Annotated in this window: 12 protein-coding genes; 5 read left to right on the forward strand and 7 right to left on the reverse strand. The window is 54.0% G+C overall.

Annotated features, from left to right (window positions below; genetic code table 11):
• Positions 1–274: 274 nt before the first annotated feature.
• The gene (locus K0H81_RS08840) at positions 275–2455 is read right to left on the reverse strand and encodes a M3 family metallopeptidase (RefSeq protein ID WP_220060609.1); all 2181 of its coding nucleotides are present in this window, start codon (positions 2453–2455) and stop codon (positions 275–277) included.
• A gap of 264 nt (positions 2456–2719) precedes the next feature.
• Between K0H81_RS08840 and K0H81_RS08845 the strand changes: the two genes are divergently transcribed.
• A complete protein-coding gene (locus K0H81_RS08845; RefSeq protein ID WP_220060610.1) occupies positions 2720–4435 on the forward strand; it encodes a dipeptidase in 1716 nt (571 codons plus the stop codon).
• 120 nt (positions 4436–4555) lie between these two features.
• Complete coding sequence (locus K0H81_RS08850) at positions 4556–6127, forward strand: methyl-accepting chemotaxis protein (protein WP_220060611.1); 1572 nt, start codon at positions 4556–4558, stop codon at positions 6125–6127.
• A gap of 84 nt (positions 6128–6211) precedes the next feature.
• Here K0H81_RS08850 and ggt read toward each other — a convergent pair whose 3' ends face one another.
• The gene (ggt, locus tag K0H81_RS08855; protein ID WP_220060612.1) at positions 6212–7942 is read right to left on the reverse strand and encodes a gamma-glutamyltransferase; all 1731 of its coding nucleotides are present in this window, start codon (positions 7940–7942) and stop codon (positions 6212–6214) included.
• 168 nt (positions 7943–8110) lie between these two features.
• Here ggt and K0H81_RS08860 point away from each other — a divergent pair, with 168 nt between their 5' ends.
• The gene (locus K0H81_RS08860) at positions 8111–9439 is read left to right on the forward strand and encodes a GNAT family N-acetyltransferase (protein WP_258406426.1); all 1329 of its coding nucleotides are present in this window, start codon (positions 8111–8113) and stop codon (positions 9437–9439) included.
• A 38-nt stretch (positions 9440–9477) separates the two neighbouring features.
• On the opposite strand, the gene K0H81_RS08865 is transcribed toward K0H81_RS08860, so the two are convergent.
• The 3 genes from K0H81_RS08865 to K0H81_RS08875 form a co-directional block, all read right to left on the reverse strand.
• Positions 9478–10095 carry a LysE family translocator gene (locus tag K0H81_RS08865; protein WP_011865954.1) on the reverse strand — a complete coding sequence of 206 codons (618 nt, stop codon included), beginning with the start codon at positions 10093–10095 and terminating at the stop codon, positions 9478–9480.
• A 124-nt stretch (positions 10096–10219) separates the two neighbouring features.
• Positions 10220–11260, reverse strand: a complete 1041-nt coding sequence (gene hppD, locus K0H81_RS08870; RefSeq protein ID WP_144203123.1) for a 4-hydroxyphenylpyruvate dioxygenase — start codon at positions 11258–11260, stop codon at positions 10220–10222.
• A gap of 91 nt (positions 11261–11351) precedes the next feature.
• Complete coding sequence (locus K0H81_RS08875; protein WP_220060613.1) at positions 11352–12512, reverse strand: homogentisate 1,2-dioxygenase; 1161 nt, start codon at positions 12510–12512, stop codon at positions 11352–11354.
• A gap of 154 nt (positions 12513–12666) precedes the next feature.
• On the opposite strand from K0H81_RS08875, the gene K0H81_RS08880 reads away from it, so the two are divergent.
• Positions 12667–13572: a LysR family transcriptional regulator gene (locus K0H81_RS08880; RefSeq protein ID WP_220060614.1), complete on the forward strand. Its 906-nt coding sequence runs from the start codon at positions 12667–12669 to the stop codon at positions 13570–13572.
• Positions 13573–13661: 89 nt separating this feature from the next.
• Here K0H81_RS08880 and K0H81_RS08885 read toward each other — a convergent pair whose 3' ends face one another.
• Positions 13662–14006, reverse strand: coding sequence for a hypothetical protein (locus K0H81_RS08885; RefSeq protein ID WP_220060615.1), 345 nt, complete (start codon positions 14004–14006; stop codon positions 13662–13664).
• Between the two features lie 355 nt (positions 14007–14361).
• Here K0H81_RS08885 and K0H81_RS08890 point away from each other — a divergent pair, with 355 nt between their 5' ends.
• Positions 14362–14739 (forward strand): DUF6508 domain-containing protein, encoded by a 378-nt coding sequence (locus tag K0H81_RS08890; protein ID WP_220060616.1) that lies wholly within the window; start codon positions 14362–14364, stop codon positions 14737–14739.
• 117 nt (positions 14740–14856) lie between these two features.
• Here K0H81_RS08890 and K0H81_RS08895 read toward each other — a convergent pair whose 3' ends face one another.
• The gene (locus K0H81_RS08895; protein WP_011865948.1) at positions 14857–15084 is read right to left on the reverse strand and encodes a PGPGW domain-containing protein; all 228 of its coding nucleotides are present in this window, start codon (positions 15082–15084) and stop codon (positions 14857–14859) included.
• Positions 15085–15256: the final 172 nt, after the last annotated feature.

The raw sequence follows: 15256 nt of genomic DNA on the forward strand, positions 1-15256 counted from the left end.
GCCGCTGTTAATTTCAGTTGGGCTTCATTTGTGCGGCAAGGCCTTGTTCAGGCTTATCTTTGGCCTGCTTAACCCCGAGTGCCGCTTGGCGAATTATAGAGAGATGAAATGTAAAAACTGTGACAGTAAGCGACTGTTTATGTGACAGTTTGTATCGACTTGCTATGGATTGGTGAATTCCTGAGCGAGTTGCGTGAAAAATGCGCAAGCTCGCGGTTTGATGGGATAAAAAAAGCACGCCGGAGCGTGCTTTTTTTAGATTGACGAGTGCTTCTTACTTGGCGAGAAGGCCACGACTGCGAAGCAGCGGCTCGATGCCCGCTTCCTTTCCGCGGAACTGCTTGTAGAGCAGCATAGGATCTTCGCTGCCACCTTGAGACAGTACGTTGTTTCTGAAGGCGTCGGCGGTTGCCTTGTCGAAGATACCGTTCTCTTTGAAGGCCTCGAAGGCATCGGCGCCCAGGATATCAGACCATAGGTAGCTGTAGTAACCGGCAGAGTAACCACCCGAGAAGATGTGTGAGAAGTAGGTGCTGCGATAGCGCGGCGCGATCTCCTCGATAAGGCCCATCTTGCTCAGGGAATCGGCTTCAAACTTGGCGGCATCCTTAGGCTCGAAGTCGCTCAGGGTGTGCCAGTCGAGATCCAGCTTGGTGGCCGCCATATATTCAACCGTGGCAAAGCCCTGGTTGAACTTGCTGGCCGCTTGGATCTTCTCAACCAGCGACTGAGGGATCACTTCGCCCGTCTTGTAGTGTTTGGCAAACTGCGCCAGTACTTCTGGTTGGGTCATCCAGTTTTCCATCACCTGTGATGGGAACTCTACATAGTCACGTGGCACTGAGGTGCCCGCCTGTGAGCGATACTCGACGTCCGACAACATGGCGTGCAGGGCATGACCAAATTCGTGGAATAGGGTGCTGGCCTCATCGAAGGTGAGCAGCGCCGGCTCGTCGCCCACAGGACGTGGGTAGTTGAGTACGTTGACGATAATTGGCTTAGACTCGACCCCATGCATTCTGTACTGCTTGCGATAGGCGTTGGCCCAGGCGCCACCACGTTTGCTGTCGCGCACATAGTAGTCGCCCAGGAAGATCGCCATCAGGGAGCCATCTTTGTCATACACTTCCCAGGTACGAACTTCGTCGTTGTACTTAGGCAGATCGGTGCGCTCTTTAACTGTGATGCCGTAGAGACGGTTGGCGGTGTAGAACACGCCTTTCAGGGTGTTTTCCAGCGAGAAGTAAGGACGGGTCTCCTGCTCGTTGAAGCTGTACTTGGCCACACGGATCTTGTCGGCATAGTACCACCAGTCCCAGGCCGCCAGCTTGAAGTTACCGCCTTCGGCGTCGATCAGCTCCTGCATAACGGCGACTTCTGCCTTGGCTTGACCAAGGGCTGCCGGCCAGACCTTGTCTAGCAGGCCGTAGACATTTTCAGGGGTCTTGGCGGTGCGCTCTTCTAGCACGAAGTGAGCGTGACTCTTATAACCCATCAACTGGGCGCGCTCGGCGCGCAGGGCAGCCATCTGAGCCAAGATCTTCTTGTTGTCGTGGGCGTTGTTATTGTTGCCACGCTCAACGTATCCCTTGTAGATCTTCTCACGCAGCTCGCGGTTGTCGGCGTAGGTGAGGAAAGGGGTGATAGATGGACGCTGAGTGGTGAATACCCATTTGCCCGGATGGCCTTTCTTCTCAGCGGTTTGCGCGGCGGTGTTGATCACATCCTGCGGCAGACCTTTGAGATCGGCGGCGTTGTCGATCACCAGCTCGAAGGCGTTGGTTTCGGCCAGCAGGTTATCGCCAAACTCCAGGCTAAGCTTGCCGATCTTCTCGTTCAGGGCTCTGAGTTTAACCTTGTCGGCATCGCTTAGGTTAGCGCCGCCGCGAGTGAATGACTTGTAGGTATCTTCCAGTAGCTTCTGCTGTGCGGTATTAAGCGCCAGGCTATCGCGCTGGTCATATACGGCCTTGACGCGCTTGAACAGCTGGTCGTTGAGTAGGATGTCGTCACCGGCGGCAGACAACATAGGCGAGATCTCTTTGGAGATCGCCTGTAGCTGCTCGTTGGTGTCGGCACTGGTCAGGTTATAGAAGACGCTGGCCACTTTAGTGGTGAGATCGCCGGCAAATTCCATGGCTTCGATGGTATTGGCGAAAGTAGGGGCCGCCGGGTTATCGATAATGGCCTGGATCTCAGCCTTGTGCTGGGCGATACCCGCCTTGAAGGCCGGCAGGTAGTGCTCTGGTTTGATCTTGTCGAAATCTGGCATACCCAGGAAGGTATCGTAGGGCTTGAAGAAGGGGTTGCTGGCGTTGTTGTCTATGATGTGCTGCGCGACCACGTTGGGTGCGACTTCCGCTTCCTGGCTGCTACCTTGCTGGGCGCTACAGCCGCCTAAGGCGATGGCGAGTGCCATGGCCGACACGATTGGCTTGAGGGTCAATCCCTTCATAGTTAAATTCCCCGATGATTGGCTTGTTTTAGGCCGCGATCTGGCGTCACGACTCGTTAAGCGGCCAAATTGACCGCAAATATCTGCACTTAAATTGGCTTAAGCGGCGACATTAAACTGCTCATTATCAGGTTTCTGACGGTTAAATCTATCGATTTTGTGTTTTGTTTGTAACAAATGTTTTGAGTTGGCTGTTTTTGCACCCTAGATGCACATAAATGTGGCAAAATGCGTCAATTCGACGTTAAAAATGATAATAACAAGATGACCCTTAAACTCTCCCTTAAAACCGCCGGCGCCATTAGTCTATTGCTGTGCAGCGGCTTAACTTTTGCCGCGTCTCAAGCCGATTCACAGCCTAGTGCCCAAGCCGATTCAGCTGTAAGTGCTAAAGCCCCTCTACAAGCCGCACCTAAGATCTCGTCCCTGGCCGACCGAGTGGCTCAATATGCGCTTAATACCTATGGCGATGAGACCATCTCCGCGCTGTCGACCCTGATCCCCTATAAGACGGTGGAAACAGAGGGGATGACTCCCTTGACCCATCCCGAATTTGTCGGTTTCAAGGCGCAGTTAAAGTCCCTGAGCCAGAGCCTGGGGCTGGATTACAGCGATCAAGGCTATGTGGTGCTCATCGGTCTGGGGGAAGGGGAGCAGAAACTTGGGGTGATCACCCACGGCGATGTGCAGCCCGCCGATGCCAGTTTCTGGCAGCAAGACCCCTTTACTCTGGACAGTCAGTCACAGCCAGGTTTTTTGATTGGCCGTGGCACCGAAGATGACAAGGGGCCCATAGTCACCGCCATGTACGCCATGAAGGCGATCAAGGACAAGGGGCTAGCTTTAAACAGGCGCATCGAGCTTCTGGTCTATCTGGCCGAAGAATCAGATTGGGCGCCGCTGAAGGCCTTTTTGACCGACTTTACCCCCGCCGATATCAATATCACCATAGACGCCGAGTACCCGGTGGTGACCGCCGAGAAGGGCTGGAGTGAAATTCGCCTGACTATTCCTAAGATGCCTAAGATGCCTAAGATGCGTAAGAATGGTGAAGCAGCCTCTGGCGCGTCGGCCAGCCTAGAGTGTTTTTCTGGCGGCGCCTTTGCCAGTCAGGTACCCCAGCAGGCGATGGCCAAGATCTCTGGGCTAGATAAGAAAACAATCGCTGCGCTAAAGGAGAAGGCCAGCAAACAGCCGGGGATGAAGTATCAATTTGAGCAGGCATCATCGGCGGGCCAGGATAGCGGACAGCTGACCATCACCGCCGAGGGCAAGTCTACCCACTCTTCTACGCCTGAGGCGGGGGTCAACGCCGTAACTCATCTGGCAGCGCTGTTAAAGGGGATTCATTTTTCGCGCAGCGAGGCGGCGTTGACGGCGCAGTTCATTCAGCAGATGGTTGGGTTAGGGCTCTATGGCGAACAGTTTGGTGATATCGCCTATGAAGATGATTTTATGGGGCCCATGACCCTGGCCGCGACCCTGGTGAAGCCAAATGATCAAGGCACAGAGATAGTGCTTAACTTGAGACGCCCCGTGGGTAAGACGCCCGAGCAGCTGGATCAAGAAACCCATCAGGCACTGGAGAGCTGGCAGGCGCAGCAAAGTGTGTCACTTAAGGGGGTCGAGACCTATTGGGGCGAGCCTAAATTGATGGACAAGGCGCCGCATCTGCAGACCCTGCTGTCGGTATTTGGTCACTTTACCGATACACCATCGCCAAGGCCTGTGGCCATCGGTGGCTCGACCAACAGCAAGCTGTTTCCCAATGCATTAAGTTTTGGCCCCGCCATGCCTGGCGTTGAATATACGGGGCACAGCGAGCACGAATTCATCACCAAGGAGCAGTTTATGCTCAATCTACAGATGTATACCGCCGCCTTCGTCGAGCTGGCCGCATCGACAGAGGAGTTATCCGAGCAGGCTAAGCAAGGGACTGGGCAAGCGACTAAGACTGGGGCGCAGCGTACTGGCGATTAAGGCTTGCAAAATAACCTGACAGTTTTTAAGGTAATTTAGTCTTTGTTGATAATTATCAATGACTTTTTAATTGTGTTAGATAAGCATTGCTAACGTCTTTGTACCCAGAAGAACAATAATATGAAAAATAACCAACCTGTCACCCAGAAAGAGAAGGTGTTTGCCGCCGACACTATCTTGTTGTCGACCACAGACCTTAAGGGCAAGATCAAATACGCTAATGCTGGTTTCACTCAGGTGTCTGAGTTTACTCAGGATGAACTCTACCGCCAGCCCCACAATATTGTGCGCCACCCTGACATGCCGCCGGCGGCCTTCGAATCCATGTGGTCTCGCCTCAAGCAGGGCAAGCCTTGGATTGGTATAGTGAAGAATCGCGCTAAGTCGGGAGATCACTACTGGGTCAACGCCTATGTGGCTCCTGTGTTCGAAGGCGGCCAGGTGCACGAATATCAATCGGTGCGCAGAAAGGCCACCCAGGCGCAGATAGATAACGCCCAGGCCCTCTATGGCGAGCTCAACGCCGGTAAACAGCCCCGCGCCTTAAAGGCGGCGCGCCTCGGCTTTGGTAAGCGTTTGGGCTTGGTCTTGCTGCTGAGCCTCGGCGTCGGCGTCGCGCTCGCCGGTTATTCGCCCCTGCTGGCACTGCTGTTGGCAGCGGGCCTGGGACTAGCCGGACTCTCTCTGATCCTCAAGCCCTTTAATGCCCTGGTAGAACAGGCGAGCGGCATCATAGACGATCCGCTGGCGACCGCCGTGTACTGTGGCCGTCAGGATGAGCTAGGTAAACTCAGCTTCGCCCTGCAGTATCTGCTGACAGAAACCGGCGGCGCCGTGGGACGCATGGCGGACTCGGCCGAGTCGATACAAGAACTCAGCGTCAGCCTGAATGAGACCATCAGCCATACCCGGGATCGCGCCGACAGTCAGAGCCAACAGACCAGTCAGGCGGCCACCGCGGTGGAGGAGATGAGCGCCAGCTTTAACGAGGTGAGCCAGAATATCCAGCATGCGGCCGAAGAGATGTCGATGAGTCATGAGGCGGCCGAGAAGGGCCACAAGCTGCTGGTCGAGGTGATCCAGGCCATCAAGGGGCTACATCAGGAGGTGAGCAACTTCTCCGCCGTGGTGGCCTCAATCGAGCAGGACAGTCAGGAGATCAACGAGGTGCTGGAGGTGATACGGGGTATCGCCGAGCAGACCAACCTGTTGGCCCTCAATGCCGCCATCGAGGCGGCCCGCGCGGGTGAGTCGGGTCGGGGCTTCGCCGTGGTGGCCGATGAGGTGCGCCAGCTCTCCAGCCGCACCAGCGAGTCGACCAGCCATATAGAGGCGATCGTCAGCAAGTTCAGAGACAGCACGTTAAAGGCGAGTCAGACCATGCAGGCGGGCCAGCGTCAGGCCCAGCACTCGGTAGGCTTGGCCCAGCAGGTGGATGCCTCCTTCGAGGAACTGCGCGCCTCTATCGATAAGATCAATCAGATGAGTGATGCCAACGCTGCTGCCATGAGCCAGCAGACGGCGGTGGCCAGTGAGATCAGCCAGTCGATTCAGTTGATCAATGAGCTAGCCCTGGCGAGCCTGAGTCAGACCCAGGCCGCGGCAGAACGAGGCGGTCAGGTGGCGCGGCTGTCGGCCAAGACTCATCACCTGTCACAGCAGTTCTGGCGTCAGAGTCTGCGCATTAAGTGATAAAACATTGAGTAGAAATATTGAGTAAAGAAAAAAGGGAAGCTTAGCTTCCCTTTTTTGTGGGTCATACTACTGCGAATGATACTAGTAACCCGTTGTCGCGCTGCCGGCGCGGCGAGGATCTGAGGCGCCAAACAGGCCCTCGTCGGTGATCATGATCGACTGGGTCGAGCCCATGGCATCTTTGACGCTGACCTTGTGGCCTCTAGCTTCCAATATCGAGATGGTGTCGCGATTGAGGCTCTTCTCCACTCTCAGCTCGTCGGGCAGCCATTGGTGATGCACCCGGCTAGCGTAGCTGGCTTCGGCGATATTGAGTCCATGATCGATCACATTCATGATGATCTGTAGTGTGGTGTTGATGATGCGTGAACCGCCTGGGCTGCCGGTGACGATGAAGGGTTTGCCGTCTTTCATCACTATGGTGGGGCTCATAGAGCTGAGGGGGCGCTTGCCGCCTTCGACCGCATTGGCATCGCCGCCGATCAGGCCATAGCCGTTGGGCACGCCGGGTTTGGCTGAGAAATCGTCCATCTCGTTGTTGAGCAGAATGCCCGTGCCTTCGGCCACCAGGCCCGAGCCATAGCTGAAGTTGAGGGTATAGGTGTTGGCCACCGCATTGCCCCACTTGTCGACCACTGAGTAGTGGGTGGTCTGTGGGCTCTCGTACCCTGCGAGCTTGCCCGGGCCAATTTCGCTGCTTGGGGTGACGCGGTTGATGGCGATCCCCTTGGCGCGCGACTTGGCGTACTCCTTACTGATGAGCGCTTTCACCGGCACCTCAACAAAATCGGGATCCCCCAGATATTCACTGCGATCGGCATAGGCGCGTTTCATCACCTCGGCCATTAAATGCAAGGTATCGGCCGTATTGTGGCCTAACTTGGCGATAGGATAAGGCTCAAGCATGTTGAGCATCTCGATAATATGTATGCCGCCGGATGAGGGGGGCGGCATGGAGATCACCTGGTAGCCGCGATACTCGCCCTGAACGGGTTGACGCTCGACTACACGATAGCCTTTAAGATCATCTAAGGTCATGATGCCGCCGGCCTGGGTGACGCTGGCGACTATCTTCTCGGCGGTCTCGCCCTCATAGAATCCCTTGCTGCCTTGGGCTTTGATCAGCTTGAGTGAGTGGGCCAGCGCCTTTTGGCTGAGGGTGTCGCCTATCTCGAAGTTGCTGCCATCTGGGCGATAGAAGATCGCCTTAGAGCTCGGCCACTGGGAGATGCGGCGTTTCAGCCCGGCAAGGGAGCTGGCGAGATCCGGTGTGACAGTGATGCCTTGTTCGGCAAGCTTGATGGCGGGCTCGATCACCTGGGCCATGGTCATGGTGCCATATTTCTTAAGGGCTAACTCCATTCCCATGACGGTGCCGGGTACGCCGACGGCCAGGCCATGTTCGCGGCTGAGCTTGGCGACCGCATCACCCTGCTCATTAAGAAAGATATCCTTGTGGGCGCGTTTGGGGGCAACCTCGCGATAATCTATGGCGACCGTCTTGTTGCCCTCGGCCAGATGCACCAGCATGAAACCGCCACCGCCTATGTTGCCGGCCCTTGGCAGGGTGACCGCCAGGGCAAAGCCGACGCCGACCGCCGCATCGACCGCGTTACCGCCTTGCTTGAGAATATCGACCCCCACTTGAGTGGCTACGGCTTCCTGGCTGGCCACCATGCCGTGCTTGGCCCAGATGGGTTGAACTGTGGCGCTGTGGCTATAGATGGAGGATTCGGTGGCCTGGGCAAACTGACCTGCGACGAGCGGCAGGCTGAGACTGATGGCAAAGAGTAAGGTTTTAATTGGACGCACACGGGTTCCTTAATGTTTAAAGTAATAAGAGTATTGCAATGAATACGCGCGTTAAGAGTAAGAAGAGTGATAAGAATATTAAGCGTGTTAAGCTACTGAGTCAGTTCTCTTGGTTTCAATGTGCCGATTATCACTGCTGAAATCAAGCCATCTTTTAAGGAGCAGGTCTTGGCGGCATCATATTCGATTCAGTGTGTTAGTCAAATCGCTATCCTGGGGGCGCCTCTGTGGAATGCCCTGATGGCGAGCGCGAACATGCAGGATCAGAACGGACCGGCTAACCCCTTTTGTCGTTATGAGTATCTACATGCTCTCGAGCTAAGCGGCTGTGTGGGGGAGCAGACGGGTTGGCGACCCATGCATCTAGTGGTCAGTGAGGCCGGGCAAATAGGGGATAATAATCAGGGCGATGAGAGTCAGCTTGATCCCAATAAGGTGCTCGCCGTGATGCCGCTCTATCTCAAGGGGCACTCCTATGGCGAGTATGTGTTCGATTGGGCCTGGGCCCAGGCCTATGAGCGCCACGGGCTCGAGTATTACCCTAAGCTGGTCAATGCTATCCCCTTTACCCCGGTGACGGGGTCGCGCATCGGCTTTAGAGCCGATCTGTCAGAGGCGCAAAAAGCGGGGCTTATCGGTACAATTGGCGAGCATCTGGATTTGCTCACCAAGGCCTGCTCGGCATCGAGCTGGCACAGCCTGTTTCTGTTAGAGCATGAGCGGCTGCCCTTGGTGAGTCAGGGGCATCTGCAGCGCCTCGGCACTCAGTTTCACTGGTTTAATAAAGGTTATCAAAGTTTCGATGACTTTCTCTCGAGGCTTACCAGCCGCAGACGGAAGTCGATCCTCAAAGAGCGCCGCGCCATCACAAAAGCTGGGTTGAAATTTCGTTTCATCGACGGAGTAGATATCACTGAAGATGAACTCACTCACTTTGTGCACTGCTATCAGCGCACCTATTACAAGCGCTCCGGCCATCAGGGCTATTTAAACGCCGCCTTCTTCAGCGCTATCGTCAAAAACATGGCCGATAAGGTGCGCCTCTTAATGGTAGAGCGCCCGCAAGCTAACAAGCTAGAATCTCGGGCAGGGAGTGAGGCAAGGAGTGGAGTCGGGAGCACGGCTGAGAAGAAGGCAAAGAGCGCGCAAGAAAGCGAGCCTATCGCGGCGGCGCTCTATTTCGTCGGTGGTGATTGCCTCTATGGCCGTTACTGGGGCGCCCTCGAAGAGATAGAGGGGCTGCATTTTGAGACCTGTTATTATCAGGGGATAGATTATGCTATCGCGCAGGGGTTGAAGAAGTTTGATGCCGGCGCCCAGGGAGAGCACAAGGTGCTCAGGGGCTTTGAGCCTATCCCTACCTATTCGGTGCATGAGATCTTACACGGCGATTTTCGCCGCGCCATTGCCGATTTCATCGAGCAGGAAGCGCAGGCGGTGAAGACCTATATGAGTGAGCTTGAGGCCATCTTGCCCTTTAAGCGTGAGGGAGACTAGCAAAGTAAGCAAAGCAAGCTAAGTTAACTTAAGTGTGCTTAGCCCAACGCCAGCCAGAAGCCGACCCCTATCATCAGGGAACCCGCGATGCGATTGAGCCACTTGATGTTATCGCCCTTCGCCAAAAACAACTTGAGCGACTTGCCGCCGCTGGCGTAGGCCAGCATGCTGACAAACTCTGTCATCATGATGATCATTAGTAGCAGGCTCAGCTGCGGCGCCACCGCGCGCTCTACATCGATGAAGGGGGGCAGCAGAGAGATCATAAAGGCCCAACCCTTGGGGTTAGCGATGGCGGTGACAAAGCCCTGTGAGATCAAGGCCTGGTTGCTGATCTGCGTGCTCTGATTGTCCAGGCTGGCCATCTTGCCCTTGGCGCGCCACATCTGTATGCCGATATAACCAAGATAGGCGCCGCCGACCCACTTGAGCACCTCGAAGATCTGCGGATAATTTAGCATCATGGCGGCGACTCCCATCACGGCGGCAACCGCCACTAGGGCCACACCGGCCAGCTCGCCTATCATCATCCACAAGGTGCGGCGCACCCCTATGCTCATGCCGAGGGTCATCGCCAGCGTCATGCACATCCCGGGTGTGATGGAGACGAAGAAGAAGGTGGGCAGAAAAACGGCAATAAGAATATGATCTGACATCTTGTGGTGCGATGAATGAGTGACTGGGCAGGCTAGTGTAGTGATTTATCGCCTTGCTGCAAAGTAAAAAAACCAGCCGATGAGGCTGGTTTTTAGTGTCACACTGCTCTATATGAGCGTGAGATTAGAGTACGCCGCGACGCACCTGGTCACGCTCGATCGATTCGAATAGCGCCTTGAAGTTACCCTCGCCGAAGCCCAGGTTGTTCTTACGCTGGATGATCTCGATGAAGATAGGACCAAACAGGTTCTTGGTGAAAATCTGTAGCAGGTAGCCGTCCTCGTCACCGTCCACCAGGATCTGGTGATGCTTGATGCGCTCTCTGTCTTCGGTCACCTGTGGCAGCTTGTCGAAGATGGTGTCGTAGTATTCAGGGATGATATCCAGGGTCTGAATCGAGCTACCTTCCATCGCATCCAGTGAGGCAACGATGTCACGGCTACGGAACGCCAGGTGTTGTACGCCTGGGCCGTCGTATTCTCTCAGGTATTCATCGATCTGGTTTCTGTCATCGCCTTTACCTTCGTTGATAGGGATACAGAAGCTGCCATCGGGTGAGCGCAGGGCATAGGAGATAAGTGCCGTCTGCGAGCCCTTGATGTCGAAGTAACGTACCTCGGTAAAGCCGAAGATATCTTTGTAGAAGTTTGACCAATGCTCCATGGTGCCTTTGTAGACGTTGTTGGTCAGGTGGTCGACTTCGATAAAGCCTTTCTCTTGTACGATTTCTGGGTTTTCAAGATCGACAAAGTCGGTGGCGTAGATGTTGTTGTCCGCGCCGAAGGTGTCGATAAAGTAGATCAGGCTATCGCCGATGCCGTAGATGGCCGGATAGGGCAGGTCTTTCACCTCGTCACTTGCAGGCTTGGCGCCACGGGCAACCGCACCCTCGAAGGCGAATTTGGCATCTTCAACGCGCCAGCCCATAGAGCTGATGGCAGCGCCGTGCTTCTTGGCAAACTCGGCAGAGAAGCCGCTCTTCTCGTTGTTTAGCAGGAAGTTGATGTCGTTTTGCTTGTAGTAAACGATATCTTTTTGCTTATGCTTCTTCAGCTTAGAAAAACCAAAGTCGATGAAGACCTTGTGCATAAAGTCGAGATCTGGGGTACAAAACTCGGTAAATTCGATGCCCAGTAATCCCAGTGGATTTTGTTCGCTTGCCATGTGAGTATCCTCGTTCAATTTGTTACAACCACAGTCACTCTTTGGTGACTTGTCTGGCTATTCATTGTGATTCGGTGTGTACCGAACGGTATTAGTCTTCTAACCAAGAGCGGTTGTAGTCTTTACTCATGCAACCTTGTACATGTTGGGTTAGCTGCAGTGGGGCGAAGGTGTCGACCATCACTGCGTATTCATAGGTCTCTTTCTTGCCTACCGAAGCCTCGGTGCGGCCAGGTTGTGGTCCGTGTGGTACCCCTTTCTGATGCAGCGTCATGTAGCCGGCCTCGATGCCGGTGCGGCTCATGAAGTCGCCGTCGACATAGTAGAGCACTTCGTCGCTGTCGATATTGTTGTGGTAGTAAGGCGCTGGAATCGACTGGGGATGGAAGTCGTACGGGCGCGGCACAAAGTTACAGATAACGAAGTTGTGGGCGGTAAACACCAGATGATCCGACGGCGGCAGGTGGATCTGACCTACCTTAGGGGCGTAATCCTGAATGTTGAAAGCCCAAGGGTAGACACAGCCGTCCCAGCCCACGAGATCGAAGGGATGCCACTCAAGCTGTGTCAGCTGATACTTGTCACCAAATTTACACACCAAGGGGAAGGCGCCTTTCTCGACCACGGCTTCTTGCAGGCTAGGAACGCGGATGTCGCGCTCACAATAGGGAGCGGATTCCAAAAGCTGTCCGTACTCGTTTCTAAAATGCTTAGGCACTTCAACCATTGAGAAGGCTTCGATAACAAATAGGCGAACCTGGCTGTAATCGTCAAACTTAAGCTGGTAGGTGGTGCCGCGCGGGATAACCAGGTAGTCCCACTTTTTCACCTCGAGTACACCATATTCGCTGTAGAGCTTGCCCTGGCCTTCGTGGACGAAGATCACCTCGTCGGCGTAGGCATTGCGGTAAAACTCTTCGGTCGCCTCGGTGACCTTGGCGCTGTACATGGCCACGTCGTTATTAAAGAAGATCTTGTTGCGCGCCGAGTAGAAGTTACCCTCGTGGTCGGCCAGCTTAGCGTCCAACTTGTAGTTCTGAATCAAGGTGTCTTGCCAGGTATGGCCGTGATTGACCTCGAACGGGCTCACCTCTAATGCCTTGGTTGGCATGTTGTGGTGATACTTGTTGGAGTAGATGTTGGAGAAGCCATGGGTGGAGAAGAGTTCTTCCCGGTAGAGTTCACCATTCGCTTTCTTGAAGGTGATGTGGCGTTTATGGGGGATCTCCCCCTGTCTTACATAAAATGGCATGGCTTCTTTCCTTGGGTGCTTTAGCGGGCACACTTATGTTTATGTGATCTAAGTAACAATTTAGTTGCTGGCATGAACAAAAAAAAGAATAATAAATAGCTTAACTCAATCTAAATTTTAGATGGTTGTCTTTTGTTTACGCCGAGGAAGTGAGATGAAGATCAATGTGGAAGCCTTTAGGGTGTTGTCGATTCTGGTGGAAGAGGGCAGTTTCTCCAAGGCTGCCGAGCGATTGCACAAGGCGCAGTCGGCGGTGAGCTATCAGGTAAAGAAACTGGAACAGCACCTGGGTGTAAAGCTTTTTTGTCGGGATCAGTATCGCGCCGAATTAACCCCAGAGGGTAAGGTGATCCTCGCCGAAGGTAAACGCTTGTTGCAATACCTTGGCAACATTGAACATTTAGCCAGCCGTTTCAGCGAAGGCTGGGAGCCTAAACTCGAGTTGGTGGTGGATGGCTCACTGCCCATGGAGCCCATCATGCGGGCGCTGAAGCGGGTGTCTGAGCATAAGATCCCTACCAAGATCCAGCTCAACATGGAGTTTCTCGGCGGGGTACAACACAGGTTCGAGCGGGATAATGCCGATCTCATGTTGGTGAAAGACTATCGTACCGGGCCCAACTATCGGCCGCAGCCACTGCCCGACATCAACAGCATACTGGTGGTGAGTCGCTCTCACCCCTTAGCCAAGGCTAAGGAGCTCAGCCTGTTTGAGCTGCTGCAACATGTGGAACTGACCATCGAGGATTCCTCCCCCGGCAAGATCCACAGCGATGAGCTGCAATTTGGCGGTGACAAGGTGTTTTACCTGTCTGGCTTTATCATGAAGAAGAATGCCCTGCTGATGGGACTGGGCTTTGGCTGGATGCCTGACTTTCTGATCAAAGAGGAGTTGGCAAGCGGTGAGTTACAGGAGCTGGATTTTCTCGGTGGCAGTCGTTACAGCTTTACGCCTCAGTTGGTGTCGACCATGGAGCGCCCCTTAGGGCGCGCCGGCCGGCTCTTTACCAGCTTGATCCTGGAAGAGTTTAACCTTTACCAAGCCCAGGCCAGTCGTTAAAGCGAGCGTTTTTAGATCTAAAAAGCGAGCCGTTAAGCTCGCTTTTTTAAAATGACCAGTATTAGGTGAAAGCTAGTCGTTAATAATAGCTAGTCGTTAATAATATCGAGGATACGACGTGTCTTGTCGTGTAGCTTAATAAAGGTGCCATCGACATCTATGGTGATGTTGCCGTCACGGTCGATAGGCACATGGATCTTGCCGCGATCATAATAGTCATCAGACAGGTAATCGCCCTTGTGCAGTTTCTTCTGCCAGCCCGGTGGTAGCGGCTCGCCGCGGGCTACCTTCTTCTGCAGTCCTGGTGGCAGGCTCTTTTCGTTATGGGCCTTGGCACCGTGTTCATGCTTATCGTTTTTGGCCAGGGTTAGCGGCGAAAAACCGATAGACAGTCCCAGTAGAATGAGGCTAACGCCTGTGGTGTATTTATTCATCTGAATTCTCCAGCGCAATCATTGCGTTCTCACTTAGCATATGGTCTCGCCCCGTTAATGTCCAGCCAGCCAAGACCTTAGCCATGTTCAGCTTGTATTCAGCATCTGCTCATTAACCTGGAGTTAAGTCATTGATAAAGCGCCGGGCGCACCAGGCTATTAGCCTCCTAGATAAGCTGTGGTACGGAGTATGCAGATTCTCTATGTAAGAGGCTTAGCGAATGTCTTCTTTTTAAGACTCAGCAAGCTTTTTATGAGATGTGAAGTCAGGTAAACGCCTAGAAAGTAAGGCGAAAGGCGTTAGGGCAATGGGGGCCGCTCAGGGCAACCTGCCCTTGGGACTAAGGAGTGCGATATGAAAAGTGTAATATCTTTGCAGATAGCAAATCTCTATTCTCAATATGCCACGCAGTTTGCCCGTGGCGATCAGGCCAGCAGTCAGCTGACGATGCAGGGCTTTGTCGAGCAGCTTGCTCAGCAGGGACTGTTACTTGATACCCTCAACTGGCAGGAGTGGTACCAAAATGCCCATCTGGTCGATAAGCCAGATTATATCCGCGAGGCGAGCTTCTATCAGTGCCGCTTGCTGTTAACCGCCATGAGCCGCTTGGAGCGCTTCAGCCGAGGCGTATTGGAAAACATGCGCAGGCGAGGGGTGTTGCTGGCGATTCTGGAGCGGCTCAACGTGCTTACCCACAAGAGCAGCGGGCCTGAGCTATTAGTGCTGGCCTAACTCTTTGTGCTGACCTAGCTTTTTGTTGGTTTGCCACCCTTTATCGGCTTAAGACGCCTTAGCGCCCAAGCCAACATTGGTGGGAAATAAGCCCTATTGGAGCATATAAGCCGCGTATTAGCGGCTGTAACGCCAATCGCGCACCTTGGCGTCTAGCCAGGCGGCGCTGCGGGTCATCTGTTTCTGGCTTTTCTTTAGCCAGCCTCTGGCCCAGTGATACTCCAGGCTTAATACAGCAAGTCCTATGGGCAGCAGTAACCAGGCCGGGCCTGGCAAGATAACCAGCGCCAACCCGAGTAGGCAAAGTGCGCCGCCGATGACGGTGATCAAGGTTTTTCTCAGCATAAATACCTCATTTGACCTTCTCTCCTATACTTGTATTGCATCATCTTGTTTATCCATGCCAGTGAAAATGTGTAACAAAAGGACATTCATGACGCGATGGAGTGTGGCAAAACAGTGATTTGGGGGAAGGGTGTTGATGAGACCAGGCGGCTTTAACTTAAGCATAAATAGC

This window comes from Shewanella halotolerans, from assembly GCF_019457535.1.
GTDB lineage: Bacteria > Pseudomonadota > Gammaproteobacteria > Enterobacterales > Shewanellaceae > Shewanella > Shewanella halotolerans.